Consider the following 25,501-nt stretch of genomic DNA (forward strand, 5'->3'; position numbering starts at 1 on the left):
ATTTTTATGCTTAATCAAGAGCAAATGAATAGTAAAAATTTAATAAAGCCTGCAATGGGGAAAATAATCCTCTGTGTAGGCTTTTTGTTTATCGCTGTCTTTTTTTTGACTTCTTTAAAGAATAATAAAACGGTACAAAAATCTCCGGTCCCGGCAGATTCCATTTTAATTAAGAAGCATTTGACGGTGCTTACCAAAACACCTCAATTCCGGAATTATAAAAATATCGACCAGCTGAATGCCGTAGCGGCTTATATCCATCAGAATATGAATGTCTATAGTGATAGTACCCGTGAGCAAACCTATTCTGTTGATGGAAAGATCTATAAAAATATAATAGGGTCTTTCGGGACAGAACATAAAAAAAGAATCATTATAGGGGCTCATTACGATGTCTGCGGAGAACAGGAAGGCGCTGATGATAACGCAACTGGAGTTACCGCACTGTTGGAGCTAGCCAGAATGTTGAAAGGGCAAAAACTAAATTATCGGATAGACTTAGTAGCCTATACATTAGAAGAACCGCCTTATTTCAGGACGGAAAACATGGGCAGCTATATCCATGCAAAATATTTGAAAGATAACAATATCGATGTGTATGGAATGGCCAGCATTGAAATGATCGGTTATTTTAATGATGATAAAGATTCCCAGGACTATCCTCTTGGTATTCTTTCGTGGGTTTACGGGAATAAAGGAGATTATATTACGCTGGTTAAAAAATTCGGGGCAGGAAAATTTGTAAAAGCTTTCAGTACAAATTTTAAAGAGTCCAATCAGATCAAGACAGAAACATTTACAGCTCCAAAATTTTTAAAAGGAATAGATTTTTCAGACCACCTGAATTATTGGAATTTCGGATATTCTGCCATGATGATTACGGACACCTCATTTTTTAGAAATAAAAATTACCATGAACCTACAGATACTCTTGAAACCCTGGATCTGAAGAGAATGGCTCATGTGATTGATGGGATTTTCATGAGTCTGATCAACTTGAAATAAATACCAATGCAATAAAAAAGGCTGTCATTATCGACAGCCTTTACTTATATTTTCCACGAGCGGATCAGCCAGTGGTAAATCAGTTCTTTCACAAAGAAATACACCAGAATCGGGATAATGATTACCAATATCCATAAATAAGGATTAATATAAGGCGAAAGCAAGTCGTTTGAAATGCTTGACTTTGCTGCAAAATACTGTCCTCCGGCAATTAATAGCAGACTTAAGACCAAAACGATAGTCAGATGAATGCTGAACCGTCTGCTGATATCATTAACCATCTTTTTGGGAGAATATCCCAAACTGTTTTTAATAGAAACTTCTTCCTGCTTCTCTAAAAACTGGATTTTAATAAAGCTTACAATGATATAAAGGCATAAAGCAAATATGAAAACACCCAGAATGGCAATAGCCTGCAATACAAGGAAAAGCTTAGACTTTATCTTGGCAGAGCGAAGGCTTTCCTGGTTGGACTCATAGCCATTATCTTTCATTTTAGCAATCAAGCCCTCATCACCGGAATCTTTTACCTGAACTAAAACCCGGTTGTAGATTTTCGGCTGGCCAGCAAGATTGGGTTTTGTGGCCAGATTTAATGAATCCAGAAACTTTTTAGGAATCAGCACCGAATGAATCCGGTCCGAAAGTCCAACCATCTTTCCTACGTAGGTTTTGTTTTCTTTATTGACGGTAATATTGATATTAACTTCAATTTTCTTTGCAAAATCTTCTGATATCTGTGGTAATCCCTGATTTAAAGCAAAACCGTAATTATACAGATTGAGATATTCCCTGGAAATGATGATCGGAATCTCATTACCCTTTACCTGAAACTCTTTCTCCGTTAAAGGAACATCAATACCACTAATGTCTACTCCCTCAAAATAAAGATCAGTATAAAACGGAATAAAATCTCCACCGTTGGCAGAAGCTTTAAATTCATTAGCTGAAAACGGATACACATTTTTGACTTCCGGCCATGTTTTCAGCTTGGTAATGTCATTGTCGTTAAATCCTAGAAGCTCCCTCCTCCCGATATTATCAGGAGTTAATTTCTTGCTGAACGTCAGCCAGTAATTGCTGTCACCGCTTTTACTTCCGAAAAGTCTGTTGGCGTTCTCATACAGCTGCAAACACGAAAGCACAAGGATGAAGGCAATAAACAGCCCTGCGTACAGGATGATTGAATTAAATATTTTCTTCATAAGCTTTAAAGATGAAGAATTTGATAATCATGTTCAAAAGGAAACTCATTAAGCTCAAAAAACAATACGGAACTTCCACTGTTATGTGATACTTCGTTGATCAGGGAAAAAGCGATCTTCTTATTTTCCAGATCAAGATGGCTGAAACACTCATCATAGATCAGGAAATGGGTAGGATTGATCAGGCTTCTTACAATAGCACTTCTCTGCCGCTCTCCATAAGAGCAGTTTTCAGCTTTTTTGTTCAAAAGACCTTCAATCCCTAACCTTGAAGCATATTCTTCCATAACAGGAATAAATGATTTCCGGTCTTTATTAAAAACGCGAAGAAGAATATTTTCCGAGATGCTGAGATCTTTAATCAGCCTTACATCCTGAAATAGCAGGCTTACGCCTTGTTTCCTGTTTTCTACAATTTCTTCGAGATGTAGTTTTTGTACCGGCTGCTGGCCATATTTGATGCTGCCTTCATACTGAAAATGCATTCCCAGCATTGCGGTGGCAAGCGTAGATTTTCCACTCCCGGAAGGCGCAATGATAAGGCGTTTGTCTCCTTTGCTGAAGACAATATCCCTATTCCATATTTCGGACTGCGTTATATTCTTGGGAGTGAAATATCGGGGCGAAATATTTTCTAATACAATATTATCCATTCATTATTAAGTAATACAATGCATTCTCATCTTTCTTATCCAAAGTAAATACCGTTTTGGAAACCAGGTTCCCGTTGTCTTCCTTAGACTCGTTGACAGCATCTATAATATTAACATCTACATTTTTCTTTGAGTTGTATTCCTTTCCATCAGACCATGAATAAGATGTGATCCCGGATTTTTTTCCAAGTCTTGCATTTTTTCCCGCTTTCTTATTTTGGAATTGGTAAATCACCGAATTGTCATCAGAGAAAAGAACCTGATTGTCAGAAATCATATATTTTTTACCCTCAGAAAGAGGACCCTGAAGCAAACTGGTAAGAACATCTTTCTTTTTAGGATTAAAACCTAAAACAACCGCTTTATTTGATGGGTAATAATTCACAGAATCCGTAGGGGATTTAAATTCTGCAAAAGCATAATCTCCTGTAAATGTTGTGGTAATGTCCTCGAGAGTCTTGTTGGTTGAAGATAAATAATGATTGATCGTAGCTTCAAATCCAGCCTCTTTCACAAGATATCTCATAAAATCTAAACTGAAAAATCCGATAGTGAAAGATTTTGCATTATCCAATTCTACATTTTTTACCAGATCATAATTGATTTTATTTTTGTCATAATACTTGCCTACGATCTTCTTCATGTCGCTGTTGAAGAACGTTTTAGTATCCATTTCAGATTTGCCTTTATCAAAATTAAAATCAAAACCGATTCCGGAATCCTTAATTAATTTATTCACGGCAAGCGTTTCAATATATCCCTTAGAAACATAGCTTGCAACCGCTGCAAGATTAACCCATCCGCTGATGTCTTTATCGCTAACCAAAGACTGGTTTACCTGCTCTTTAATCACAGAACTTGACGTTCCCTTTCTCGACCAGAAATCGGTGAAGTACTTTTCATTAAGTTTAGAAGAAGTATCAATCCCCGGCGTATTCATATAATTGTAGCCGCTGTACGGATTGTATGATTTATCGCTGGAAACGATTGCCATATCTCCTTTTATGCTTCCTGTCATCTTGCCGTCTACATAGATGTAATCTTTCTTGTCGATCGTTACCTTCGTTTTGGTAAGGTCAGACATAGACTTCTGGAACTTAGCTTTGTCACTGATCCAGAAAAAAGCTTTCGGATCCGGATCAGAAGTTGATTTCCCCTGATCTACGATGAAGTAAAGTGGTTTATCTACATTAATACCCGATTCCTTTGGTTTGCTAACCAGTTGAAGGAAAAATTTTTCATCCTCCTTTAAATCTTTTTTTTCTTTCAGAATTTTATCCACAGGAATTTTATCAGAGATGGTCTTGAGATTTACTCTCGACAGTCCCAGCGTAGTGTCGGTAGTGTAATTCAAGACATCATCATTCTTGTTGGATTTGCATGAAAAGAGAATCGCGACCGCGAATACGTAAAATAACGTTCTCATTAAAGTGTTTTTCATAATTGTTAGTATAAGAAAGCAAATATACTGTTTTGTACACCCGATGGAGATTTATTTATCAGTAAAACGTAAAAAAAAACAAATTAAAACTTTGATATTCAGAAATTTTAATATATTTGCACCACAAAATCAAGTTTAACCCTTAAAAAAATAACGAAGCAATGTTCAGATTTATTCAAAATTCTTCAGTTGGATTGCTGCCTATGGCAGTGGGGCTTCGTGGCTTGGTACATTCTTAGAACAACAGTATAATGATATATCAAAACCCGAGTCGTAAGATTTCGGGTTTTTTATTGCGCAATACTTAAAACTACAGTTTTCCCGAAATCATTTTTATAACAAATTCAGGAGCTATTTCCCGCTTTCCGTTAGTACTCCTCGCTCGCCTTTCAGGCTCGCTGCGGGGTAATAACTGCAATCGGGGCTAGGGATAATACCCTCCTTAATAAACCTAACAGGTTTCTAAAACCTGTTAGGTTTGAAAAAGTATCAACTAAAATAGTAGTTGGAAAAACGGCTGATGTTTAAACATTCAGTATCCGATATCTGATGTCTACAATCTGACATCTGGTATCTTGAATCTACCTATAATCATCAGCCATCTTATCTCTAAATATAAAACAATGGGAAATTTAAAAATTAAAGGAAAAGATATATTAAAATTAGGATATCCAAACAATCAAAGTGTCAACATCGCTTTAGAAGTCATGAAAAGAAACTTTGCGACCAAAAACATTCATCATGTGAAAGCCCTTTTAAAGGAAATTCTGACTCATCCGGAGAATTTTGAAAAAGATTTAACCTTCGGACAGATCGCAGAAGCCCTGCTTTCATCAAAGAAAACAGAAAAAAGAATGCTGAATACCAACCGTACCTCTTTTCAGATCTTCGGAAATAATATTTCAGATGAAGCGAAAAATCAGTTGTACACCGCGTTGAAGCTTCCTATTTCCACACAGGGAGCATTGATGCCTGATGCACACAGCGGATATGGCCTTCCGATCGGTGGAGTTCTCGCTGTAGAAAATGCGGTGATTCCTTACGGAGTCGGAATGGACATAGGATGCAGAATGAGCCTCAGTATTTTGGATACACCGGTTTCATATCTGGACGGTGCAAAAGATAAATATGAAAAAGCACTGGCCGAACATACCAAATTCGGGATGTACGAAACCCATAAATCTCATGTCGAGCACGAAATTTTTGACAGAGATACCTTCGATATGATTCCGATTTTGAGACGGTTAAAAGGAAAAGCCATTAAACAGATGGGAAGCTCAGGTGGCGGAAACCACTTTGTAGAGTTCGGGGAAGTGGAAATTACAGAAGAAGATGCTCAGATCGGACTTCCAAAAGGAAAGTATCTCGGAATTCTTTCTCACAGCGGCTCCCGTGGATTAGGAGCAGAAATCGCACAGTATTACTCCAGGGTAGCAGTTGACCAATGTCCGCTGCCGAAAGAAGCACAGAATTTCGCATGGCTGGATCTTAACACTCATCTTGGATTAGAATATTGGACTGCAATGAACCTAGCCGGAGATTATGCTTCTGCCTGCCATGACGATATTCACCGTAGACTGGTGAAAGCGGTTGGTGGCAGAGTAAAAGCAAGAATTGAAAACCATCACAATTTTGCATGGAAAGAAATCCACAACGGAAAAGAAGTGATTGTCCATCGAAAAGGCGCAACGCCAGCTAATGAAAATGAGCTCGGAATGATTCCCGGATCAATGACCGCAAAAGGGTTTATCGTTCGCGGAAAAGGAAATCCGGATTCACTGAATTCAGCTTCACATGGCGCGGGAAGAGCCCATTCAAGAGGAGAATGCAGAAACCTGTTCACACAAAACGATATCAAAAAAGAATTAAAGCTCAAAAATGTCATTTTGATGGGCGGAAATACCGAAGAAGCACCCATGGCGTATAAAGACATCAATGAAGTCATGAGTGCACAGAGTGAACTGGTAGATATCCTCGGAACTTTTCAGCCAAGAATTGTGAGAATGGATAAATAAAATGGTTGATGAGAATCTGACTGATGCAATTCAAACCTAACAGGTTTCCAACACCTGTTAGGTTTAACAAAAAACAGATTTTGAAAAATAACAACAACTGTCAACAATCAAAAAAATTAACAAAAATGGGAGCACCACATAACATAAAAAGATACGGTGAAGTCTGGCAGGAATTTAGAATTCAAAACGGACTAGAAATTTTAGAAAAATTAAAAAAGAAAGTTATTTTATCAGGAGGATGGGCGTGGCATTTTATGTCTGAAATTGAGCATGCGGAATACAAACACGCTCACGACCATAAGGATATTGATATTTTTGTAATAAAAGAAAACGTTGCCGAAGTTCTTATAACACTTCAACAGGAAGGTTTTCAGAAAGTCTGGACACGATATGATCATCTGCCAAGCGAAGAAAACTTCCGCAGGTATGAGAAAATTGTTGAACTGGAAAATGGTAAACTCCACAGAATTACTATCGATTTCTTCGAAAGAAATGATCTTGAAACCATTGAAGCAAATGGTTTTACTGTTGTGAAGCCTGAACTCTTACTTTCATTTTACAGAAATATTCATTCCAGTGATAAATGCTGGGCAGTAATGGCAGCAAAAGATTTATTAGAAAAAGGAATTGATCCGGTGGGACATTCCAGATTAAGCGAAATACCTAAGTAATAATGGAAAAAATCATACAAATAACCTCAGGAAGAGGACCTTTAGAATGCCAGTGGGTAGTTGCCAAGGTATTGAAGGCTTTCCTTGATGAGGCGAAACAAAATACGATAGACTACGAAATCATTCATCGGGAAAATGGGGACGAAAACCTCACTTTAAAATCTGCAACTCTTCTTTTAAAGGGGAAAAATGTTTCAGAATTCCTTACCAGCTGGTTGGGAAGTATCTGCTGGACGGGTAAAAGTACCTTCAGAAAATTCCATAAAAGAAGCAATTGGTTCATCGGTATTTTTGAAATTGAAGACATTGAAAAGATACATTTCAATGAAAAAGACATCCAGTTTCAAACTACAAGAAGCCAGGGAAGCGGAGGGCAGAATGTGAATAAAGTGAATACAGCCGTTCGGGCCACTCATATTCCAACAGGAGAGAGTGTTTTTGCACAGGACTCCCGTTCACAGCTTGACAATAAAAAATTGGCAGTTGCACGGCTTCATGAAAAAGTGATGGGGCTGTACATCCGGCAGCTGGAAAAAAGAATGCAGGAAACCTGGAACAATCATCTGCAGGTACAAAGAGGAAATCCGGTCCGTACATTTTCAGGAACAGATTTTAAGAAGAATTATCAGGAAAAGTCTTTCAAGAAACAAAGAAACACGTTAAAAAACGAACTTAAAAACTACAGGAATGACCTTAACTAAAAATAAATATTATTTTGAGGCACTGGACAATTATCCATACAGTCTTCCGGATTGCCTGGAAGCACTAAACTATGCCTTGTCGTACGACCCTGAAGATGCAGACAGCCTTTGCCTGATGGGAAGAATATACAGTGAAATGCTGATTGATTACGAAAAAGCAAAGCTTTATTTCGAAGAGGCGATGCAGCATGATGTAACCAATCTCAATACCCCACATTATTATATCAGATGTCTTTTAGATAATGAAGACCTGGAAGAAGCGGAAAAATTGATTGAATATGCATTAAAAATCAAAGGGATCGATAAATGCAGAATATTAATACTTAAATCTTTACTTTTCGAGATCAGGCTGGAATATAAAAAAGTACTGAAACACTTGAAAGAAGCAAAAAAATACAGCTATGCGCAAAGTATGCTTGATGTTTTAAATGGAAAAATAAAATTTATAAAAGCAAAATCCCCTGAAAAAGTAAAGAAAAAACCCAAAAAGAAGACTAAATAAAATCTTAGTTTAAGCGAAAGAGATCACAATGATCTCTTTTTTTGTAGCTTTAAGTATGGAATTACGTTTTGAACTCAAAAATTTACAATTAAAAGAAACTTTCTCCATCGCTTACGGAAACTATGATAAGCGGGAAGCTTTGCTCGTAGCATTATCCCATCAAGGATGCAAAGGATATGGAGAATGTGTGGCAATAGATTATTATCAAATTGATCTTCAGGTTTTTGTTTCAACCCTGAAAAAAATAAAATCAACATTTGAATCACAGAAAATAATCCATCCTAAAGAATTTTTCAGATTTTTATCCAATCTACACCTTCATCCTTTTTTACAGTCGGCACTGGATTGTGCCTATTGGGATCTCTTTGGTAAATTGGAGAATAAAAGTTGTATTGAATTAAATAATCTTCCTTTTGATCATCTGGCTGAAAGTTCTATTACCATTTCCATAGGTTCTATTGATGAGCAGATCAGGAAAATTGAAAAAAGCAGCTGGCACTGTTTTAAAGTGAAATGCAACGGACTGAATATGAATCATATCGAAAAGCTTTTGTCATTGCAAAAAAATATAGCTTTAGATTCCAATGCGAGTCTTACCGTTAATGATTGTCTCATACTTCAGGAATATACTCAGGTTGATCAATTCTCTTATCTTGAACAACCTATGCCGGTTGGACACTATCAAATACTGAAAAAAGACAGTTTTGCCAACTGGATGGCAGATGAAGATTGTCAGAATATAGCCTCTCTGGAAGAATTAATTCCTTATTACAAAAGCATTAATATTAAACTCATGAAGTGCGGAGGTTTAACTCCCGCTTTGGAAATGATAAATAAAGGAAGAGAATTGGGCTATAAAATAATGATCGGCTGCATGACGGAATCTACGGTGGGAATTTCAGCAGCATGTATCTTAGCCGGATTGGCAGACTATTCAGATCTTGACGGTGCTGAACTTATTGCCAATGATTATGCCAGAGGAAACTTCGTAGACAAGGGAAAAATAATACTATCAGACAAACCCGGGTTAGGGATAGAAATAAAATAAGCTTTCTGATGAGAGCTTATTTTATATTTGATCGACAAAGTCATTAGTGCTTATCTTCAGTTTTGAAAATCAGCATTGTAAATGATTTGAAGAAATCTATATTTTCTGAAGGAGTGAGTCTGTTACTTTTTTACAGAAACAATATAATCATATACCCACTGGTGCTGTTCATCAGTTAATTTAGCTTTTGGAGCCATCGCATTCATAATGCCTACCCATTTTACAGAAGTATGCGAAGTAGGATCTGGTAATTTATGACATCTTCCGCAAGAGTTTTCGAAAATTGTTTTCCCTTGTGCAATCTGTTCTGCTGTAGATTGTGCAGCGCCAACAGGTGCCGTTGCTGTCGATGTTTTTGGAGTACAAGAAGCTAGCAGAATACCGGTGAACGTTGCTATAGCAATTATTTTTTTCATGTTTCTTTCTTTGATTGATAACAAATGTAGCAAAATCCCCCTCTTGTTGATAAAATCCCTTCTAGTTTTAATTTAGAAGAAATAAAATTAACGGTATGTTGTATGGGATTATGAAGGTTAATTTCCTATTTTTGAACTCATGAAATTTTCTACAGAAGAGTTAATAGAAGGAATACGGTCAGGAAACAAACGTCTGACCGCAAAAGCTATTACCTTAGTGGAAAGTAAAAAAGCTGAACACAGGCTGCAGGCAGAAGAATTATTAAAGGAAATAATGCCTTTCACCGGAAATTCAATCCGGGTAGGAATCACAGGAGTACCTGGGGCCGGAAAGTCTACTTTTATAGAAAATTTCGGACGGCTGGCTATTGCTAATGGAAAAAAAGTTGCTGTTCTGGCTATTGATCCAAGTTCCTCAATTAATAAAGGAAGTATTTTAGGAGATAAAACCAGAATGGAAGAATTGGCAAAAGAAGAAAATGCATTCATCCGTCCTTCCCCGAGTTCAGGTTTTCTGGGCGGCGTTGCCAATACCACTTTTGAAACCATGATGATCTGCGAGGCTGCCGGCTATGATTATATTCTCATTGAAACCGTAGGAGTAGGGCAGTCGGAAGTTCTGGTAGCTGATATTACCGACGTATTTTTATTTCTTAAAATTATCGGTGGCGGAGATGAACTTCAGGGCATCAAGCGGGGAATTATGGAGATGGTAGATCTCATTTTCATTAATAAAGTGGAAAAGGATAATTTGCAGAAAGCAAAAAATACCAGATTAGAGCTGAAAAGGGCTCTCGATTTTATTCCTCCCAAAGAAAAAGACTGGAAAATTCCGGTATTATTGGGCTCGGCATTGCATAATGAAGGACTAGCTGAGGTTTATACCAAAATTGATGAATTCATTGCTTTGAAAAAAAGGGCAGGACGCTTTAACGAGATCAGGACGCATCAGGCAGAAAAACGCTTTGAATACTGGGTTCAGGAATATATTCTGGCGATGATGAAAAAAAGTGATGCTGTGGAAGAAGCGTATATCAGCCATAAAAAAAATGCTTCGGAAATGGTTTCAAGTCCAAGTACCGAAGCAAAATTATTTGTAGAAAAATTCTTAGCGAAAGAAAAACGTTAAGGTTTACTTTTTTCTTCGTTTTTAGAAACGAAGCCATCATATGTTATGGGCTGACGATCATTACTTCTCATCGACACGAAAGCTTTTCCGTTTTTATACACTTCAATGATCATTTCATCTACGTTACTCACGTCATTAGGTTTAATTTTTACTACCCAATTCCCTTTTTTATTTTGTGTTTTTGTAATTCCAAAATCTTTTGAGGTGAACCGATAGCTGGTTTTATCGTTTCCGCCACCAAATGTTGAAGCTGTAAAAAGCCTTCCAAAATAAGGGAGAACGACTTCTACCACATTATTCCTCAGTTCAACGGTGTAATTTCCGTTCAAATCTAAGATTCGGGAAGCAGGAGCATTCGGTATTGAGTTCATCACATTGATGACATCGTAATTTGTTGGATTTGCTCTCTGGGCATAGAAGGTAAATTCCTGGGAATTCACCATCGCATCTACTGTTTTTGGATCTGACGAGCCTTGCGAAGCACAGCTCTGGAAGAAAAATAAAAATCCAAAAATAAATATAAGTGAAATATACTTTTTCATAATCGTAATAATTGTTAAATTTAAACAAGCAAAATACATGCAAATATATTCCTTCTAAAATTTTTTGGAATAAAAATTGTTAATGTTGAACTATTAACACACGAACTATGAAATTAACACATCTACTTGGAATGGGAGCACTGGCTGTATCAGTTGCCGCTTGTACTACAAACCCAATTACAGGAAGGTCTTCGCTGCAGTTGGCAAATAACTCAGAAATTTTGACAATGTCTTCTCAGGAATATAAAACAACTTTATCTAAAGGTAAAGTAATTACCGGGACATCAGACGCAAAAAGAGTAGCCAATGTAGGAACCAGAATAAAAGGTGCAGCAGAAAGATATTACCAGAGCATTGGGAGATCCGCAGATCTTGCCAACTATAACTGGGAATTCAATCTTTTACAAAGCAGTGAGCTTAATGCCTGGTGTATGCCTGGAGGTAAGGTTGCAGTATATACTGGAATATTACCTGTTACCAAAGATGATAACGGACTTGCCGTAGTATTAGGACATGAAGTGTCTCATGCATTAGCCGGTCATGGAAATGAAAGAATCTCCCAGGCTATGGTTGCCCAATATGGAGGGGCTATTCTTGGTGGAACGATTTCAAATGCTCAATGGGCAAGTGTATTCCAGAAGGTATATCCGGTTGGATCTCAGGTTGCTTTATTGAAATACGGAAGAAACCAAGAGTCAGAAGCTGATGAAATGGGACTTTATCTGATGTCAATGGCGGGATATGATCCAAGAGCGGCCATTCCTTTCTGGAACAGGATGGAAGGTGCTTCTTCAGGATCAAGACAGCCAGAGTTTTTATCTACCCACCCGAATCCTGAAACAAGGATTTCAGATATTAATAAAGACCTTCCCAAAGCCCTTGAATATTATAAGGCTGCAGGAGGAAAAATATAAGGAATCATTTACATTCCAATCCTTAATAAAGCCTTATTATATTTTCAATAAATTGATAAGGCTTTCAATGACTTAACCACCTAACACAATATTATGAAGAGTTTATCAATCACAGGACTTATCCTTTTAGCAGTATCGGCATTACTGTTTTATCTGACTACAGATTTTACAGTTGAGAAAATTACCATGTCTCATGTCATGGGAGTTATGGCTGGAGTAGGCATTGGTTTAATTATCGGCGGAATGGTAGGATATGTAAGTAAGGGGAGCGCGATAAAAGCGGAGCAGCAAAGAAAGGAGTTTAAACAACTTCAGAAAGATAAAGAAGAACTGGAGAAGCAAACAGCTGAAATAGCAAAACGTGAAGCTGAATTACAGGCACAAAATAGAAATCCTCAAATTTAAAATTTGAGGATTTTTTTATAGATGTTATTTTCGAAGGAATTAAAATTTATATCCAAGCCCCACCATAAATAGGTTAGGTCTGTTGTCGTATCTTATTTCTTCACCGGATACTTTATTGATGAAGTTTCTGGTATCTTTACTAAATGCACCTTCATATTTTGCATTCACAATAAGTTTCTTTATTTCAAGCTGTGCTCCAAACTGGTATCCAACTGTGAAATTGTTTTTAACATTTTCCTTAAAATCGTTGAATGTATTATCCTTGCTCAAATTATAACTGGCAACAGGACCTACAAATACGCCCAGCGTATTCCCCAGCACATTGTGTCCTAAAAGCACAGGAAGATCAACACGGTTGCTTTTAACATCGAAACTTGTATTGGATACAGGATCCGTAAATTCATTCTTAAAATGCGTGTAATACAGTTCCGGCATTAAGAAAAATGAAGTCGGAAGATTTACTCTCAATGAAAGTCCCAAGTTAAAACCTACATTATTACTTCCTTTATTTTCTATAGCATTATTTACTGTTCCTGAAATATTTTTCCAAGTTGGAGAACCTGTTGGAAATATTAAATTCGCTTTACCTGCAAGGGATATCTGTGCAGAAGCGAACATAGAAATACCTATTAATGCGATACTAAATACCTTTTTCATTGTCGTCTATTTTTGTAATTGTATTCTCAATAGTTTTATTATTCTCAAGTAGATATTCTCTCAGTTCTTTAAACAGTTCTGATGAATAAACGAAGTCAATAAGATTTTTATTGCCTGCTGTAATCAAAACATCTTTATTTCCTTCCCATTCTTTGATGCCTAATCTCAGATAGACAATCTTTTCACCGATAGTCATTACAGAGTTCATATCATGTGTATTGATAATGGTAGTGGTGTTGTATTCTTTCGTAATTTCCAGAAGAAGATCATCAATTACATTAGAAGTATAAGGATCAAGACCGGAGTTCGGCTCATCACAGAACAAATATTTCGGGTGATTTACAATAGCTCTCGCAATGGCCACCCTTTTTTGCATTCCTCCTGAAATCTCAGATGGAAATTTTCTGTTGGCTTTATCTAAATGTACTCTTCCAATCACCTCAAAAACCCTTCTTTTCTTCTCTCTGAATGTCAGATTAGTGAACATATCCAAAGGGAACATGATATTTTCTTCCACTGTTAAAGAGTCAAACAGGGCACTTCCCTGGAACAGGGTTCCGATCTCGGAGCGTAAATGCTGTTTCTCTTCTCTGTTCATCACATTAATATCTCTTCCATCAAAAAGGATTTCTCCTGAAGAAGGTTGGTATACATTCAATAAACTTTTCAGGAAAACCGTTTTTCCTGAGCCACTCTGGCCAATAATCAAGTTTACTTTTCCTTTCTCAAAAGTGGTTGAAATTCCTTTAAGTACTTCAACGTCATCAAAACTCTTTTTAAGATCTTTTACCTCAATCATTAGCTTAATATTAGTTGGGTTAAAACTAGCTCGGAAAGGATAATGAAAACCATCGTCCAAACTACTGCCTGAGTACTTGCTCTACCCACTTCCAGCGATCCTCCTTTCACGAAATATCCGAAATAAGCAGGTACTGAAGCAATGATAAAGGCAAATACGGTGGTTTTTGCAAATGCATAGTAGATAAATAAATTAGGCATATACATCTGTATCCCTGTAATATAATCCGATTCCGTCCAGTTTCCGGTTAAAATCCCTGCCATATAACCTCCGCCGATACCAAATACGATGCTGATGGCAATCAGTATAGGATTAAAGATCATACACGCGAGTATTTTAGGTAATATCAGGAAGTTGGGAGAGTTTACTCCCATAATATCAAGTGCATCGATCTGCTCCGAAACCCTCATTGTTCCTATACTTGAAGCAATATATGAGCCAACTTTTCCTGCCAGAATCAAGCTGATAATGGTTGGAGAGAATTCCAGTACCAAAACAGCTTTTGTTGCATATCCCACGAATGAATGCGGGATCGGAAATGAAGATGCATCAAAATTATTGAACATCTGAATGGCAACTACTGCTCCTACAAATATAGAAGTGAATATAACGAGCCCAAATGAATTGACTCCCAAATCGTTTATTTCTCTCATGAACAGCTTCCAGAATACCCTCATTTTCTGAGGTTTCTGAAGGGATTTACCTAGAAGGATCATGTATTCTCCTACTGCTGTAAAAAACTTTTTTAACATGGTGCTAAATTAGACTATTTTTATTAAAGCATTATTTATTTTGCATTTTTATCTCCACCAATTACCAATAAAATGGTTTTTAAAATAATAATTAAATCCAGAACAAAACTCCAGTTTCTAACATAGAAAGTGTCGGCCAGGATACGTTTTTTCATTTCAACTTCTACATCTCCGGAGTCTCCCCGAAGGCCGCTTACCTGCGCAAGACCGGTAATTCCTGGGTTTACCATGCTCCTTAAGCTGTACCTGCCAATTTTGGGTTTGTAATAATTGTCTACAGAAAGCATGTGAGGCCTCGGCCCTACGATGGACATTTCTCCTTTGAGTACATTGAGAAACTGTGGCAGTTCATCCAGGCTGGTTTTTCGCAAAAACTTCCCGATTTTGGTAATCCTGGAATCATTTTCCTGAGTGGTTTTGGTACTTGATTCATCATTCACAATCATCGTCCTGAATTTAATGCAGTGGAATACCTCTTCATGAAAACCATATCTTTTCTGCAGAAAAAAAACAGGACCTTTAGAGCTGGTCTTTATTAAAATGGCGATAATGGGAAATAACCAGGAACATATACAAACCAATACGGCAATTGAAAATATAAAATCAAACGTTCTTTTCACCAAAAAATTAGCATAATAATCCAAAGGATATTTTGCCTGGTTGAGAATGGGCTGAGTTTGGATATAGCCCAGATCATAAAGGAAAAAATCGCTTTGAGTGATACTTGGAATTAAGGAGATATGAACTTTATTGTCTTCCGCTAATCTGAAAATTTCAGTTTCGCTATGTTCATCAAATGAATTTTCCGTAGATAAAAACAGAGTATGGATTTCATTTTCCTTCCAGAAACCGACAAGTTGCTCCGCGCTTATATCGGAAGTTTCATAGTTGAAAATCCTGTACCCGTAGTCTTTTCTGTCCTGAAATATATTTTTCAGAATTTCGGTAGAGCTGGTCTCTCCCAGAAACATCACATTTCTGTAGTTAATCCCCTGTGAACGAAAATATTTTATGGCAAAATAGATAATCGATTTCACAAGGAAAATACAGAATAAAAGGAAAAAGGAAAGCCAGTAGATATCCGAATTAAAAAATACATTGTAACTTACCTTTCCTATAAGCAGCACACCGAGTATAAAAAAGATAAAGTGAATCAACAGCCGCTCCAAAAACAGGGTATAGGTTAAATTCCTTGCAATATTATAAATTTTTGTTCTGCCGCTTAACAGCATCCAAAACAAAAACAGCAATATCAGGGAAAAAACATTCTGATACCAGGTCTCTTTATTGTATTTTAAGTTTTCGTTTCTGCTTAAAAAAAAGAATATAAAAATAGATGCAATAACCAAGAGGTCAAGCAGTATGATGATCGATTTCAGGTATCTAGAGTATCGAATTCTCTGCATCTATCAGTGTTATAGCGGATACGAAGAGCTAAGGTACGTTTTTTTATGGGATATTTAAATATTTATGCGTTTGCACCGATGCCTGCCATTCTGGGTGAGCTAAGATAAAATCTGTGATTTTAGGATACATTTCATCACGTTTGCTCCATTCACTTTGAAGGTATAGCCTGCAGTGTTCTGAAACTTTGGAAGCCTGCTCCTGTGCAAAAGCAAAATCGTTGTTGTTGAAAGCGATTACTTTAAGTTCATTGGCTTTCTGATAGATTTCTTCTTTGGGAAGACCTGTTTTCTTTGGAGAAAGGGTAATCCAGTCCAATTGTCCACTCATCGGATAAGCTCCTGATGTTTCAATATGTATGGTGCATCCCAATTCTTTTAATTTGGATGTAAGGACGTCCAGATTCCACATCAATGGCTCTCCACCTGTTAACACAATCGTTTTGCAGTGTTTTGCTGCAGTTTCGGCAATTTCTTCGGCATGCATCAACGGATGTAGATCCGGATTCCAGCTTTCTTTTACATCGCACCAGTGACAGCCGACGTCACAGCCTCCCAATCGGATAAAATAGGCTGCTTTTCCGGTGTGTGCTCCTTCTCCTTGTAAAGTGTAAAAATGCTCCATCACAGGGAGCATTTTACCTTCTTTTAATAAAATATCTTCTTCTTTGTTCATTATAAAATTAGTCGTTATAGACTGAAGTTTTGTAAGCGATGATGGTGTTTTTCATCAACATCGCTCTTGTCATTGGTCCTACACCTCCCGGTACAGGGGTGATCCAGCTTGCTTTTGCCGCACAGCTGTCAAAATCTACATCACCTGCCAGGTAGTATCCTTTTGGAGAATCATCATCCACTCTGGTGATTCCTACGTCCACTACTACAGCACCTTCTTTGATCATTTCTCCTTTTAAAAAGTGAGGATCTCCCAAGGCTGTAATGACGATATCTGCTTTTTTAGTGTATTCTTCGATGTCTTTCGTATAAGAATGGGTAAGGGTAACGGTAGAATTTCCCGGGAAGTCTTTTCTTCCCATCAGGATACTCATTGGTCTTCCTACGATCTTACTTCTTCCGATAATGACACAGTCTTTTCCTTTCGTTTCGATGTTATATCTTTCCAGCAATGTTAAAATTCCGAATGGAGTAGCAGGCAGGAATGTATCCATTTCCAGTGCCATTTTTCCGAAATTTTCCGGGTGGAAACCATCCACGTCTTTTCTCGGATCAATTGCCAGAATGATTTTCTCCTGATCGATCTGGTCCGGTAAAGGAAGCTGAACGATAAACCCGTCTACTGATTTGGATTTATTTAATTCATCAATTTTTTCCAACAGCTCAGATTCTGAAACCGTACTTGGAAATTTCACAAGGGTAGAACGGAATCCTACTTCCTCACAATCTTTCACTTTGCTGTTTACATAGGCCTTGCTTGCTCCATTGTTTCCTACAAGAATGGCTACCAGGTGAGGCGCTCTTTTCTTGCTCTCAAGGATTTTTTCAACTTCAACCTTGATTTCTGCTTTTATTTCTTTGGATACTTTAAGTCCGTCAAGAATTTCTGCCATTTTTACTTTTTATTTTTATTAGATTTTTGTAATACCTTCATCTGGCGGATTCCATGTGAAATAAAATCACTGCTTCCTACATAGATATCTCCTTTTTTGGGTTCATTTTTAGATCTTTTTCCGGTAACGCCTTCGTAAAAGTCTATCGGAAAATAGTAGATCTTCCTCCCTAATAATCTTAAGCCGGGAAGCAGTTTATAATAGTATGACCTTAATGCAGACATCCGTTATTTATTTCCTTTGTAGTATTTGATCAGTCCGTTGGTTGAGCTGTCATGAGCCGTTATTTCTTCATTGTTCTCAAGTTCCGGTAAAATTTTATTTGCTAAAACTTTCCCCAGTTCCACTCCAAACTGATCAAAACTGAAGATATTCCAGATCACTCCCTGTACAAAGATTTTATGTTCATACATTGCAATTAATTGTCCTAATGAAAACGGAGTTAATTCCTTGAATAATATAGAGTTGGTTGGAGTATCTCCGTGGAAGACCTTGAAATTGACCAGCCTGCTGATCTCTTCGTCAGATTTTCCTGCACTTCTTAATTCTTCTTCCACTTCCACTTCAGATTTTCCGAAGGCAAGTGCTTCAGTCTGAGCGAAAAAGTTGGCCAATAATTTATCCTGATGATCAGATACCACATTGCAGCTTTTTGCATAAGCGATAAAATCTGCAGGAATCAATTCTGTTCCCTGGTGGATCAATTGGTAGAAAGCATGCTGTCCGTTTGTACCAGGTTCTCCCCAGATAATCGGTCCTGTTTCATATTCTACGAATTCTCCATTTCTATCCACACATTTTCCGTTACTTTCCATGTCTCCCTGCTGTAAATACGCAGCAAATCTGTCAAGATATTGAGAATATGGTAGAATGGCATAAGTAGTTGCTGCATAAAAATTTCGATACCAGATTCCTAATAATCCCATTAAAACAGGAATGTTTTCTGCGAAATCTGAAGTCTGGAAATGCTGATCGGTATCAAAAGCTCCTTTTAGAAGCTGTTCAAAATTGTCATACCCTACCGAAAGAACGATGCTTAGTCCGATAGCACTCCAAAGAGAGTATCTTCCACCTACCCAGTCCCAGAATTCAAAAATGTTTTCTTCTGCGATTCCGAACTTTTTAACTTCTTGAATATTAGTGGATAAAGCTACGAAATGTTTGGCTACATCTTCCTGTTTTCCTGCTTTCAGGAACCAGTCTTTTGCAGAATTGGCGTTGGTCATTGTTTCCTGAGTTGTAAATGTCTTGGAAGCAATGATGAATAATGTTGTTTCAGGATTTAAATTCTTTACCACTTCAGCGATGTGGTTTCCGTCTACATTGGAAACAAAATGTACATCCAGTCTTGTTTTAAAATGCTTCAAAGCCGAACATACCATGACAGGACCAAGGTCTGAACCTCCGATTCCTATGTTTACGACATCTGTAATTTCTTTTCCGCTGAATCCTTTATGGGCTCCTGAAATAATCTTTTCGGAAAAAGATTTCATATGGTTCAGGACATTTTTAATCTGAGGCTTAATATTTTCGCCATCCACCAGAATTTCTTTATCAGAAAAATCCCTCAACGCTGTATGAAGCACAGCTCTGCCTTCTGTTTCATTGATTTTATCACCAGAAAACATTTTAGCAATAGCATCCTTCAGCTGGCATTCTTCAGCCAGGTTTAATAAAAGCTCTTTTGTTCTGGTATCGATAAGATTTTTAGAATAATCAAAAAGAAAATTATCTCTTTGTAAAGAAAATTCTTCAAAACGATTCGGATTGTATTGAAAAAGACTTCTTAGTTCAAAGTCGTTTCCTGCAAAATGTTCATCGAGTGCTTTCCAGCTGTTGGTTTGTATAGGATTTATTTTTGATAGCATATTTCCGGAATTAAATTATAGGTTGAAAGAAACAACGGTAAGACTTAGAATGTCTAAAATCTATCGTGTCGAGTTTCTAATTTGCAAATTTAAGGAAAAATAAAACCTCCGAGAAATCCGGAGGTTGAACTTTATCGTTAAATTTTCTTGAACGGGGCGATCGGATGATTAGCTAAAAGCGGATATAGCCATCTCAGCCTATTAATCTTCGTCCATTTCGTTCAGTATATTTTCCAGTTGTTTGGCATGGCGCCCATAGAAATATCTGGTCCAGAAAACAATACCTACAACATATAGTAAAGTTCCTATTAATACTGCTAAGATGAGATATTGCAGATGAAAATCGGTAAGGGTGCTTAGTGATTTTCCTTTTCCCTCCATCACGGTATAGGTTTCCAGTCCTAACGTAATCATAAGGTGAGGAAGTAACAGAAACCCAAAGGATTGATACCTTTCCATATTGAGTTTTAATTCATGATAGATTTTCCATAAACTGTTTTTGGTGTTTCCAATATACAGTTCCGTCTGTTTGTAAAACGTATAAAATCCGGAAAGATAATAGGAAGATATAACGACAAACATGGTGTATGAAGTATAATAAATCATGTTTTGTGAAGCAGAAAATCTGAATTGAAGCGGGAAGAAAGCAATAAGAATAATGGCAATAATCTGCATGAAGAATTCCTTTTTCATGATTTTCTGAAGTTTTTCAATAGGGTGCTTGCTTTTTTGTAATTGCTCTATGGTGTTGGGAATGTTTATAGCTGTGTTTTCGTTATCCCATTCTGTTTTTAAAGTGTCAAAATTCATAACCTGATTTTTTAATGATTTGTTGTAGTTTTTCTTTAGTTCTGCTGAGTTTTACCCGGGCATTGCCTTCGCTTACTCCTAAATTGTCTCCGATTTCTTTATGAGACATTCCTTCCATAAAATAGAAGATCACAGCCTTTTCTAAAGCATTAAGCCCCTGGACGGCTTTATAGAATATCTCCAGCTGTTTGTCTTTTGTGGGATTGTAATCTTCGTTTGCCATTTCAAAATGATACGGAACATCCGCCTGGCTGCCTGTTCTCTGCTTTTCTTTTTTAAGGAAGGTGATCGCCGTATTGATGGCCACCCGGTACATCCAGGTAGAAAATTCGCTGTTTCCTTTAAAGTTCTGGTAAGATTTCCAGAGCTGGATCATTATTTCCTGCTGCAGATCTTCACGGTCTTCGATAGAATCAGCATACATACGCGAGGCCTTATACAAAATGCCTTTATGCTGTGTGACGAGCTTCAGGAAAGCAGCTTCGGTTGGATTGCTCACGGTAATTTCTGGTTTTAGTTACTGATTTTTTACTGGGTTTACAGTATATCCTTTTGTTCTTAATAGATTGATTAAGCCATTGTCACCTAGTAAATGAGCGCTTCCGACTGCAAAAAAAGAACTTTGATTTTTCATGATTTCGGGCATCTTTTCTGCCCAGCTTTTATTTCTGTCTGTCAGCATTATTTTTTCCTGATCTTTATTCATGAATCTTTTATCCTTAACGAGTCTGTCTAAAGTCTGCAAATCCTCCTTCTTAAATGATTCAACCATTTTTTGAGCCAGTATTGCATACTCATTTCCCATTTTGAGCTGGGAAATAGCATCCTTTAAAGTGTATGCTCCTCCTATTGCATGAGACTGGTCATCTACCTTTTCCAGCGCTCCAATATGTTTTTTGTTTTGCAGTGCCTTTTTAAGAAGTTCTATTTCATACATTTTTACTTCGGTTTGTGGACATGGAATTGCTTTAGTGCTAATAAGAGAATAAAGTGCCTGAGGGCTGTAACTGTTTACATTTTGCAAGGTAGTTCCATATTCCGAAAGAATCGCATCCAGTTCTTTTGCTTCTTTAGGAGAAAGCTTATCAGAAATTTTTTGATCCGAGCTGAGCATTTTCTGCATCGCTGCCATCTCTTTTGAATCGGTATAATTGATTTCCAGTATCAGATTGTCAGAATTTTCCAGGGCTTTGGTTACCTTTGGTTTTATTTCAAAATCTTTACTGCAGATCATATGAAAGGTTCCCATAATATAAGAAGGTTTCGAAATTCCGTTTCCGGAAACTTCCCATAAAAGACTTTTATTGTCATCGGAAATTTTATTTTGTGCTTTTACTGCAAGAGACATGCATGATATTAAAGCAGCGAATCCAAGTTGAACGAATGTTTTCATACTATTAATTTTATCTTGTTTTTAATGAGTAAGTAAGAGAATGAAATATTCGTTACAGTTTTTTTTAAATAATTGTTGAAAATACAAAAACCTCCGCATTTCTTGCGGAGGCCAGTAAAATCTAAAATTATGATAAATAACCCGAAGGTTAGGATAGCTGATGGTTATTCAGAAATATTCTGATTCGGCTTTTTGAATGCTTTTCTTTTTCTTAAAAAATAGACTGCAACTCCTAAGATTAACAGAATCGGCCATATCACGATTAATCCGACAAATATTCTTTGGATTAAATAAGATCCTTCCACAAAAGCGGTTTTAGCACCATACAGGAAGTTGAATTTATATTTATTGTCAATACTGGTGGTATTGGTGATGGCAATTTCGGTAATGCGGAGTTTAGGTTCTTTAATATAAATATCTATGGTACTGTATTTTAAATTGTCGGCTACATTCATATTGGCAAGCTGCTGTGCATTTTCTTCCTGCATATTGTCATTGCCCATATTCACCTTGTCTTTACTGGTTTTTAGCTGTGTAATGTTTTCATTCGTCTTTTTAATCCTTTTGCCCTCAAGCTCTGCGTATTTTATGCCTGCTGTTACATCTTCCGCATCAATTGTTCTTGAATTTAAAAACAGTTTTTTATTATTGATGAGCGTTAAAAATTCTCCTAATTTTTCAGTAGGTACACGAACGTTCATTGTATTTTCTGTCTGATATTTCTTTACCAGCATAGCTTCTTCATTGGACGTATCATACGTATTTTCAGAAACCACATTACTCTGAAGATTGCTGTGGGTAACAAATCCTCCCAGATCCTGAACTGATTTTTCTATGGAAACGGTAGTTTCATACACATCTTTTACCTCCATATTTACTTGTGCCGTTTTGATGAACTGTTTGTCTTTTACGGCCATCGTTGCAGCAGAAGAAACACTATCTGAAACGACTACAGCTGCTGAATCTGCGTTCTGTAAAGATTCATATTTACTGGTTACTGCTTCCCCTTTTTTACATGAAGATAGACCCAGTAAAAAAATAGCAGATAGTGATAAGGTGATGTAAGTAGTTTTCATAGTATTGATTTTTTATTGTTTGCTTACTCCAAAGTTCCCCCTGAATCCGTTGTAATGTTTGAAAAACTCAAGTAAAAAAATTGTAAATAATGAATTTAGTGTAATGTTTTATAAATCAATATTTTGTAAAATAAATACCGGTGTTTAAAGGAATTTACGGATTGATTTTTGCTTGTCTTTTACAAATCAAATCCAAACTATAATTATGTCAAATACTTTTTCCAAAATCAGAAACGCGATAGAATTATTCAGATCCATAGATTTCGATCAGCTGAGTGCCATTTCTCAAAAAGTTGACCTTCCCAAACTGATGCAGAATTTTTCCACATTAGACGATAAACAGATGGGCGGATTAATGAAAATGCTCGATCCGAATAAAAAAAAGAAAGAATTGCCGCCTATTGATGGCGACTTTTACGATATCTACCATACACTGTCTCCTGAACAGCGGGAAATTCAGCTTAAGGTAAGAGCGTTTATGGAAAAAGAGGTCAAACCTTTAGTTAATCATTATTGGCTGAGAGACGAGTTTCCTTTCGAGCTGATCCCTAAATTTCAAAAACTGAATATCTGCGGAGTTACCTACGAAGGATATGGCTGTCCTGGAATGCCCTTTTTAATGGAAGGCGTTATTGCGATGGAAATGGCCAGGATTGATGCCTCTATTGCTACATTCTTTGGCGTACAGTCCGGGTTGGCAATGGGCTCAATTTATATCTGCGGTTCAGAAGAACAAAAACAGAAATGGCTTCCACAGATGCAGAAATTTGAAAAGATCGGAGCTTTCGGGTTGACAGAACCGGAAGTGGGTTCCGGTGCAGCAGGCGGTTTAACAGTAACCTGCAAAAATACGCCGGAAGGCTGGATCCTTAATGGCCAGAAGAAATGGATCGGTAATGCAACATTTGCAGATCTGATTATCATTTGGGCAAAAGACGTAGACAGTGGAGAAGTGAAAGGATTTATTGTAGAAAAAGATAATCCTGGGTTCTCAGTTGAAAAAATTAAGGGAAAAATGGCCCTCCGAATCGTTCAGAACGGGTTGATAACCTTAAAAGACTGTATAGTAACAGAAGAAAACAGGCTGCAGAATGCCAATTCATTTAAAGATACGGCAAAAGTATTAAGAATGACCAGAGCAGGAGTGGCTTGGATGGCGACCGGCTGTGCAAGAGGAGCCTACGAGAGTGCCTTGGATTACACCAGAAAAAGAGAACAATTTGGAAAACCCATTGCTTCATTTCAAATGATTCAGGGACATCTGGTGGAAATGTTGTCTAATCTTACCGCAATGCAGACGATGGTATTCAGATTGTCTGAAATGCAGGACGAAGGTATTTTAAAAGATGAGCATGCATCCTTGGCAAAAGTATTCTGTACGTTGAGAACAAGAGATATTGTTTCCAGGGCCAGAGAAGTAATGGGTGGAAATGGAATCTTGCTGGAATATGATGTGGCAAGATTTGTAGCGGATTCCGAAGCAATCTATTCCTATGAAGGAACAAAAGAAATCAATTCCCTGATTGTCGGAAGATCAATTACCGGATTCAGTGCATTTGTATAATTATATGAGTCAGTTGTGAATGGTCAATAAACTTTGCGGTCAATTGTAATTAAATTTCAATAGACCGCCAAACTCAAAATTGACCATTCATCATTCACTCTTTTCAGAAAGTATTTTTCTCAGCTTACTAAGGCTTTATATTTTTCTTTGTTATCAATAATAATCCAGATATTGATCAGGAATAAAACAGCAGCTATGGCAATGCCGGTAGAAGACGGAGCTCTGTACACATTATGCAGCAAAATACCTACCATTACCGGGAGAATAACAATAGCTCCCAATGCTCTTGTTTTTGGAAAGATGAATAGCAACCCTCCAATAACTTCCACAGTCCCCACCAGTGGCATCAGCCAGCCAATTTCTGTGAAAGCAGCAAATAATTTCATTTGCTCTTCTGTAAGTTTTGGCATAGGATTGTAGTGAAAAAACTTGTCAAGACCCGCATTAATAAACATAAGGCCGAAAAGCAGGCACAGAATAAATTTTACGATTTTCATGATTGATGATATTTAATCAAATGTAAAACAAAAATGTTTTTCAACATGTATTTTGGAATAAAATTTATCTATTTTATTGAATTAACTTTAAATTTCATGTAATAAATACAATTTGATTTTATATTTTTGCTAAACAAATCAAACTAAATTAATAGTATTATGTTGAAAAATCTTCAAAAACTAAATCGTAGTGAATTAAAAGAGATTAATGGAGGGATAGGTATTGGCCCTTGTGATATCGGTCCTGTTGGATGTCCATGTAAAATCCCTGCCGGTGATCCATGTCTTGGTGGTGGAGGTGATCCCGGAGGTCCTGGTGGGGATCCTGTAGGATATTGCCCGGACAGTCATACTTATATTCCTTGTACCCAAAGCTGTCCAAACGGAATGAGTCCGTTTTGTGCCATAGGATAAAAAATACGAAAGCCCTCTCTTTGAGGGCTTTTTGTTTGAATTATAGTAAAGGT

The 25,501-nt window shown here is 37.1% G+C and carries 29 protein-coding genes; 11 read left to right on the forward strand and 18 right to left on the reverse strand.

Going from position 1 to position 25,501, the window contains the following annotated elements:
• Window positions 1-24 precede the first annotated feature (24 nt).
• A complete protein-coding gene (locus IW15_RS03325) occupies window positions 25-1,005 on the forward strand; it encodes a M28 family peptidase (protein WP_228384298.1) in 981 nt (326 codons plus the stop codon).
• A 44-nt stretch (window positions 1,006-1,049) separates the two neighbouring features.
• Here the strand turns inward: IW15_RS03325 and IW15_RS03330 are convergent, their stop codons facing one another.
• The 3 genes from IW15_RS03330 to IW15_RS03340 are packed head-to-tail and all read right to left on the reverse strand — an operon-like array spanning window position 1,050 to window position 4,289.
• The gene (locus IW15_RS03330) at window positions 1,050-2,210 is read right to left on the reverse strand and encodes an FtsX-like permease family protein (RefSeq protein ID WP_034709286.1); all 1,161 of its coding nucleotides are present in this window, start codon (window positions 2,208-2,210) and stop codon (window positions 1,050-1,052) included.
• A gap of 5 nt (window positions 2,211-2,215) precedes the next feature.
• On the reverse strand, window positions 2,216-2,863 hold the full coding sequence (locus IW15_RS03335; RefSeq protein ID WP_034709287.1) for an ATP-binding cassette domain-containing protein: 648 nt from the start codon (window positions 2,861-2,863) through the stop codon (window positions 2,216-2,218).
• Window positions 2,856-4,289 carry a DUF4836 family protein gene (locus IW15_RS03340; protein ID WP_165585158.1) on the reverse strand — a complete coding sequence of 478 codons (1,434 nt, stop codon included), beginning with the start codon at window positions 4,287-4,289 and terminating at the stop codon, window positions 2,856-2,858. The genes IW15_RS03335 and IW15_RS03340 overlap by 8 nt, the downstream gene beginning before the upstream one ends.
• Before the next feature lie 638 nt (window positions 4,290-4,927).
• Here IW15_RS03340 and IW15_RS03345 point away from each other — a divergent pair.
• From IW15_RS03345 to IW15_RS03365, 5 genes are all read left to right on the forward strand, one after another.
• Window positions 4,928-6,319 carry an RtcB family protein gene (locus tag IW15_RS03345; RefSeq protein WP_034709289.1) on the forward strand — a complete coding sequence of 464 codons (1,392 nt, stop codon included), beginning with the start codon at window positions 4,928-4,930 and terminating at the stop codon, window positions 6,317-6,319.
• 125 nt (window positions 6,320-6,444) lie between these two features.
• On the forward strand, window positions 6,445-6,990 hold the full coding sequence (locus tag IW15_RS03350) for a hypothetical protein (RefSeq protein ID WP_034709841.1): 546 nt from the start codon (window positions 6,445-6,447) through the stop codon (window positions 6,988-6,990).
• Window positions 6,991-6,992: 2 nt separating this feature from the next.
• Window positions 6,993-7,691: a peptide chain release factor H gene (gene prfH / locus IW15_RS03355; protein WP_034709290.1), complete on the forward strand. Its 699-nt coding sequence runs from the start codon at window positions 6,993-6,995 to the stop codon at window positions 7,689-7,691.
• Window positions 7,678-8,193 carry a tetratricopeptide repeat protein gene (locus IW15_RS03360; protein WP_034709291.1) on the forward strand — a complete coding sequence of 172 codons (516 nt, stop codon included), beginning with the start codon at window positions 7,678-7,680 and terminating at the stop codon, window positions 8,191-8,193. The genes prfH and IW15_RS03360 overlap by 14 nt, the downstream gene beginning before the upstream one ends.
• A gap of 55 nt (window positions 8,194-8,248) precedes the next feature.
• Window positions 8,249-9,241: an enolase C-terminal domain-like protein gene (locus IW15_RS03365; RefSeq protein ID WP_034709292.1), complete on the forward strand. Its 993-nt coding sequence runs from the start codon at window positions 8,249-8,251 to the stop codon at window positions 9,239-9,241.
• Between the two features lie 122 nt (window positions 9,242-9,363).
• Here the strand turns inward: IW15_RS03365 and IW15_RS03370 are convergent, their stop codons facing one another.
• Window positions 9,364-9,657: a c-type cytochrome gene (locus IW15_RS03370; RefSeq protein ID WP_034709293.1), complete on the reverse strand. Its 294-nt coding sequence runs from the start codon at window positions 9,655-9,657 to the stop codon at window positions 9,364-9,366.
• A gap of 139 nt (window positions 9,658-9,796) precedes the next feature.
• Here IW15_RS03370 and meaB point away from each other — a divergent pair, with 139 nt between their 5' ends.
• The gene (gene meaB, locus IW15_RS03375; protein ID WP_034709294.1) at window positions 9,797-10,786 is read left to right on the forward strand and encodes a methylmalonyl Co-A mutase-associated GTPase MeaB; all 990 of its coding nucleotides are present in this window, start codon (window positions 9,797-9,799) and stop codon (window positions 10,784-10,786) included.
• On the opposite strand, the gene IW15_RS03380 is transcribed toward meaB, so the two are convergent.
• Window positions 10,783-11,328 carry a DUF4251 domain-containing protein gene (locus IW15_RS03380; protein WP_034709295.1) on the reverse strand — a complete coding sequence of 182 codons (546 nt, stop codon included), beginning with the start codon at window positions 11,326-11,328 and terminating at the stop codon, window positions 10,783-10,785. The two genes, meaB and IW15_RS03380, sit on opposite strands and share 4 nt — an antisense overlap.
• 107 nt (window positions 11,329-11,435) lie before the next feature.
• Between IW15_RS03380 and IW15_RS03385 the strand changes: the two genes are divergently transcribed.
• Both IW15_RS03385 and IW15_RS03390 read left to right on the forward strand, forming a co-directional pair.
• Window positions 11,436-12,242, forward strand: coding sequence for a M48 family metallopeptidase (locus tag IW15_RS03385; protein WP_034709296.1), 807 nt, complete (start codon window positions 11,436-11,438; stop codon window positions 12,240-12,242).
• Window positions 12,243-12,335: 93 nt separating this feature from the next.
• Window positions 12,336-12,647 (forward strand): hypothetical protein, encoded by a 312-nt coding sequence (locus tag IW15_RS03390; RefSeq protein ID WP_034709297.1) that lies wholly within the window; start codon window positions 12,336-12,338, stop codon window positions 12,645-12,647.
• Between the two features lie 39 nt (window positions 12,648-12,686).
• Here IW15_RS03390 and IW15_RS03395 read toward each other — a convergent pair whose 3' ends face one another.
• The 12 genes from IW15_RS03395 to IW15_RS03450 all read right to left on the reverse strand — a co-directional run bounded on the left by IW15_RS03395 (window position 12,687) and on the right by IW15_RS03450 (window position 22,973).
• Entirely contained in the window at window positions 12,687-13,304 is a 618-nt protein-coding gene (locus tag IW15_RS03395) for an outer membrane beta-barrel protein (RefSeq protein WP_034709298.1), read from the reverse strand.
• On the reverse strand, window positions 13,288-14,103 hold the full coding sequence (locus tag IW15_RS03400) for an ABC transporter ATP-binding protein (protein WP_034709299.1): 816 nt from the start codon (window positions 14,101-14,103) through the stop codon (window positions 13,288-13,290). The genes IW15_RS03395 and IW15_RS03400 overlap by 17 nt, the downstream gene beginning before the upstream one ends.
• Window positions 14,103-14,855 carry an MlaE family ABC transporter permease gene (locus IW15_RS03405; RefSeq protein WP_034709300.1) on the reverse strand — a complete coding sequence of 251 codons (753 nt, stop codon included), beginning with the start codon at window positions 14,853-14,855 and terminating at the stop codon, window positions 14,103-14,105. Before IW15_RS03405 ends, IW15_RS03400 begins: the two co-directional genes overlap by 1 nt.
• Window positions 14,856-14,890: 35 nt before the next feature.
• Window positions 14,891-16,261, reverse strand: coding sequence for an exopolysaccharide biosynthesis polyprenyl glycosylphosphotransferase (locus IW15_RS03410; RefSeq protein WP_034709301.1), 1,371 nt, complete (start codon window positions 16,259-16,261; stop codon window positions 14,891-14,893).
• A 43-nt stretch (window positions 16,262-16,304) separates the two neighbouring features.
• Window positions 16,305-16,934, reverse strand: coding sequence for a 7-carboxy-7-deazaguanine synthase QueE (locus IW15_RS03415; protein WP_034709302.1), 630 nt, complete (start codon window positions 16,932-16,934; stop codon window positions 16,305-16,307).
• Window positions 16,935-16,941: 7 nt separating this feature from the next.
• Entirely contained in the window at window positions 16,942-17,826 is an 885-nt protein-coding gene (locus IW15_RS03420) for a bifunctional 5,10-methylenetetrahydrofolate dehydrogenase/5,10-methenyltetrahydrofolate cyclohydrolase (RefSeq protein ID WP_034709303.1), read from the reverse strand.
• 2 nt (window positions 17,827-17,828) lie between these two features.
• Window positions 17,829-18,050 (reverse strand): hypothetical protein, encoded by a 222-nt coding sequence (locus IW15_RS03425; protein ID WP_034709304.1) that lies wholly within the window; start codon window positions 18,048-18,050, stop codon window positions 17,829-17,831.
• A 3-nt stretch (window positions 18,051-18,053) separates the two neighbouring features.
• On the reverse strand, window positions 18,054-19,694 hold the full coding sequence (gene pgi / locus IW15_RS03430) for a glucose-6-phosphate isomerase (RefSeq protein WP_034709305.1): 1,641 nt from the start codon (window positions 19,692-19,694) through the stop codon (window positions 18,054-18,056).
• A 201-nt stretch (window positions 19,695-19,895) separates the two neighbouring features.
• The gene (locus IW15_RS03435) at window positions 19,896-20,504 is read right to left on the reverse strand and encodes a hypothetical protein (protein ID WP_034709306.1); all 609 of its coding nucleotides are present in this window, start codon (window positions 20,502-20,504) and stop codon (window positions 19,896-19,898) included.
• Window positions 20,494-20,928 carry an RNA polymerase sigma factor gene (locus IW15_RS03440; RefSeq protein ID WP_394331237.1) on the reverse strand — a complete coding sequence of 145 codons (435 nt, stop codon included), beginning with the start codon at window positions 20,926-20,928 and terminating at the stop codon, window positions 20,494-20,496. The genes IW15_RS03435 and IW15_RS03440 overlap by 11 nt, the downstream gene beginning before the upstream one ends.
• A 93-nt stretch (window positions 20,929-21,021) precedes the next feature.
• Entirely contained in the window at window positions 21,022-21,897 is an 876-nt protein-coding gene (locus IW15_RS03445; RefSeq protein WP_084681357.1) for a TraB/GumN family protein, read from the reverse strand.
• Between the two features lie 164 nt (window positions 21,898-22,061).
• The gene (locus IW15_RS03450) at window positions 22,062-22,973 is read right to left on the reverse strand and encodes a DUF4349 domain-containing protein (protein WP_034709308.1); all 912 of its coding nucleotides are present in this window, start codon (window positions 22,971-22,973) and stop codon (window positions 22,062-22,064) included.
• Between the two features lie 205 nt (window positions 22,974-23,178).
• On the opposite strand from IW15_RS03450, the gene IW15_RS03455 reads away from it, so the two are divergent.
• The gene (locus IW15_RS03455) at window positions 23,179-24,537 is read left to right on the forward strand and encodes an acyl-CoA dehydrogenase family protein (RefSeq protein ID WP_034709309.1); all 1,359 of its coding nucleotides are present in this window, start codon (window positions 23,179-23,181) and stop codon (window positions 24,535-24,537) included.
• 119 nt (window positions 24,538-24,656) lie between these two features.
• Here the strand turns inward: IW15_RS03455 and IW15_RS03460 are convergent, their stop codons facing one another.
• Entirely contained in the window at window positions 24,657-25,034 is a 378-nt protein-coding gene (locus IW15_RS03460; RefSeq protein ID WP_034709310.1) for a MauE/DoxX family redox-associated membrane protein, read from the reverse strand.
• 159 nt (window positions 25,035-25,193) lie between these two features.
• On the opposite strand from IW15_RS03460, the gene IW15_RS03465 reads away from it, so the two are divergent.
• Window positions 25,194-25,448 (forward strand): bacteriocin-like protein, encoded by a 255-nt coding sequence (locus IW15_RS03465; protein WP_034709311.1) that lies wholly within the window; start codon window positions 25,194-25,196, stop codon window positions 25,446-25,448.
• Window positions 25,449-25,501: the final 53 nt, after the last annotated feature.

Origin of the sequence: Chryseobacterium soli (genome assembly GCF_000737705.1) — a bacterium.
GTDB classification, from domain to species: Bacteria; Bacteroidota; Bacteroidia; order Flavobacteriales; family Weeksellaceae; genus Chryseobacterium; species Chryseobacterium soli.

Excerpts from the sequence above, each read along its gene's own strand:
- prfH (WP_034709290.1), top strand. The coding sequence starts at position 6,993 with ATGGAAAAAATCATACAAATAACCTCAGGAAGAGGACCTTTAGAATGC.
- IW15_RS03335 (WP_034709287.1), bottom strand. The coding sequence starts at position 2,863 with ATGGATAATATTGTATTAGAAAATATTTCGCCCCGATATTTCACTCCC.
- IW15_RS03460 (WP_034709310.1), bottom strand. The coding sequence starts at position 25,034 with ATGAAAATCGTAAAATTTATTCTGTGCCTGCTTTTCGGCCTTATGTTT.
- IW15_RS03455 (WP_034709309.1), top strand. The coding sequence starts at position 23,179 with ATGTCAAATACTTTTTCCAAAATCAGAAACGCGATAGAATTATTCAGA.
- IW15_RS03420 (WP_034709303.1), bottom strand. The coding sequence starts at position 17,826 with ATGGCAGAAATTCTTGACGGACTTAAAGTATCCAAAGAAATAAAAGCA.
- IW15_RS03380 (WP_034709295.1), bottom strand. The coding sequence starts at position 11,328 with ATGAAAAAGTATATTTCACTTATATTTATTTTTGGATTTTTATTTTTC.
- IW15_RS03450 (WP_034709308.1), bottom strand. The coding sequence starts at position 22,973 with ATGAAAACTACTTACATCACCTTATCACTATCTGCTATTTTTTTACTG.
- IW15_RS03410 (WP_034709301.1), bottom strand. The coding sequence starts at position 16,261 with ATGCAGAGAATTCGATACTCTAGATACCTGAAATCGATCATCATACTG.
- IW15_RS03405 (WP_034709300.1), bottom strand. The coding sequence starts at position 14,855 with ATGTTAAAAAAGTTTTTTACAGCAGTAGGAGAATACATGATCCTTCTA.
- IW15_RS03360 (WP_034709291.1), top strand. The coding sequence starts at position 7,678 with ATGACCTTAACTAAAAATAAATATTATTTTGAGGCACTGGACAATTAT.
- IW15_RS03465 (WP_034709311.1), top strand. The coding sequence starts at position 25,194 with ATGTTGAAAAATCTTCAAAAACTAAATCGTAGTGAATTAAAAGAGATT.
- IW15_RS03415 (WP_034709302.1), bottom strand. The coding sequence starts at position 16,934 with ATGAACAAAGAAGAAGATATTTTATTAAAAGAAGGTAAAATGCTCCCT.
- IW15_RS03440 (WP_394331237.1), bottom strand. The coding sequence starts at position 20,928 with ATGTATGCTGATTCTATCGAAGACCGTGAAGATCTGCAGCAGGAAATA.
- IW15_RS03385 (WP_034709296.1), top strand. The coding sequence starts at position 11,436 with ATGAAATTAACACATCTACTTGGAATGGGAGCACTGGCTGTATCAGTT.
- IW15_RS03350 (WP_034709841.1), top strand. The coding sequence starts at position 6,445 with ATGGGAGCACCACATAACATAAAAAGATACGGTGAAGTCTGGCAGGAA.
- IW15_RS03395 (WP_034709298.1), bottom strand. The coding sequence starts at position 13,304 with ATGAAAAAGGTATTTAGTATCGCATTAATAGGTATTTCTATGTTCGCT.
- IW15_RS03445 (WP_084681357.1), bottom strand. The coding sequence starts at position 21,897 with ATGAAAACATTCGTTCAACTTGGATTCGCTGCTTTAATATCATGCATG.
- IW15_RS03345 (WP_034709289.1), top strand. The coding sequence starts at position 4,928 with ATGGGAAATTTAAAAATTAAAGGAAAAGATATATTAAAATTAGGATAT.
- IW15_RS03390 (WP_034709297.1), top strand. The coding sequence starts at position 12,336 with ATGAAGAGTTTATCAATCACAGGACTTATCCTTTTAGCAGTATCGGCA.
- meaB (WP_034709294.1), top strand. The coding sequence starts at position 9,797 with ATGAAATTTTCTACAGAAGAGTTAATAGAAGGAATACGGTCAGGAAAC.
- IW15_RS03400 (WP_034709299.1), bottom strand. The coding sequence starts at position 14,103 with ATGATTGAGGTAAAAGATCTTAAAAAGAGTTTTGATGACGTTGAAGTA.
- IW15_RS03325 (WP_228384298.1), top strand. The coding sequence starts at position 25 with ATGAATAGTAAAAATTTAATAAAGCCTGCAATGGGGAAAATAATCCTC.
- IW15_RS03330 (WP_034709286.1), bottom strand. The coding sequence starts at position 2,210 with ATGAAGAAAATATTTAATTCAATCATCCTGTACGCAGGGCTGTTTATT.
- pgi (WP_034709305.1), bottom strand. The coding sequence starts at position 19,694 with ATGCTATCAAAAATAAATCCTATACAAACCAACAGCTGGAAAGCACTC.
- IW15_RS03435 (WP_034709306.1), bottom strand. The coding sequence starts at position 20,504 with ATGAATTTTGACACTTTAAAAACAGAATGGGATAACGAAAACACAGCT.
- IW15_RS03370 (WP_034709293.1), bottom strand. The coding sequence starts at position 9,657 with ATGAAAAAAATAATTGCTATAGCAACGTTCACCGGTATTCTGCTAGCT.
- IW15_RS03340 (WP_165585158.1), bottom strand. The coding sequence starts at position 4,289 with ATGAGAACGTTATTTTACGTATTCGCGGTCGCGATTCTCTTTTCATGC.
- IW15_RS03365 (WP_034709292.1), top strand. The coding sequence starts at position 8,249 with ATGGAATTACGTTTTGAACTCAAAAATTTACAATTAAAAGAAACTTTC.
- IW15_RS03425 (WP_034709304.1), bottom strand. The coding sequence starts at position 18,050 with ATGTCTGCATTAAGGTCATACTATTATAAACTGCTTCCCGGCTTAAGA.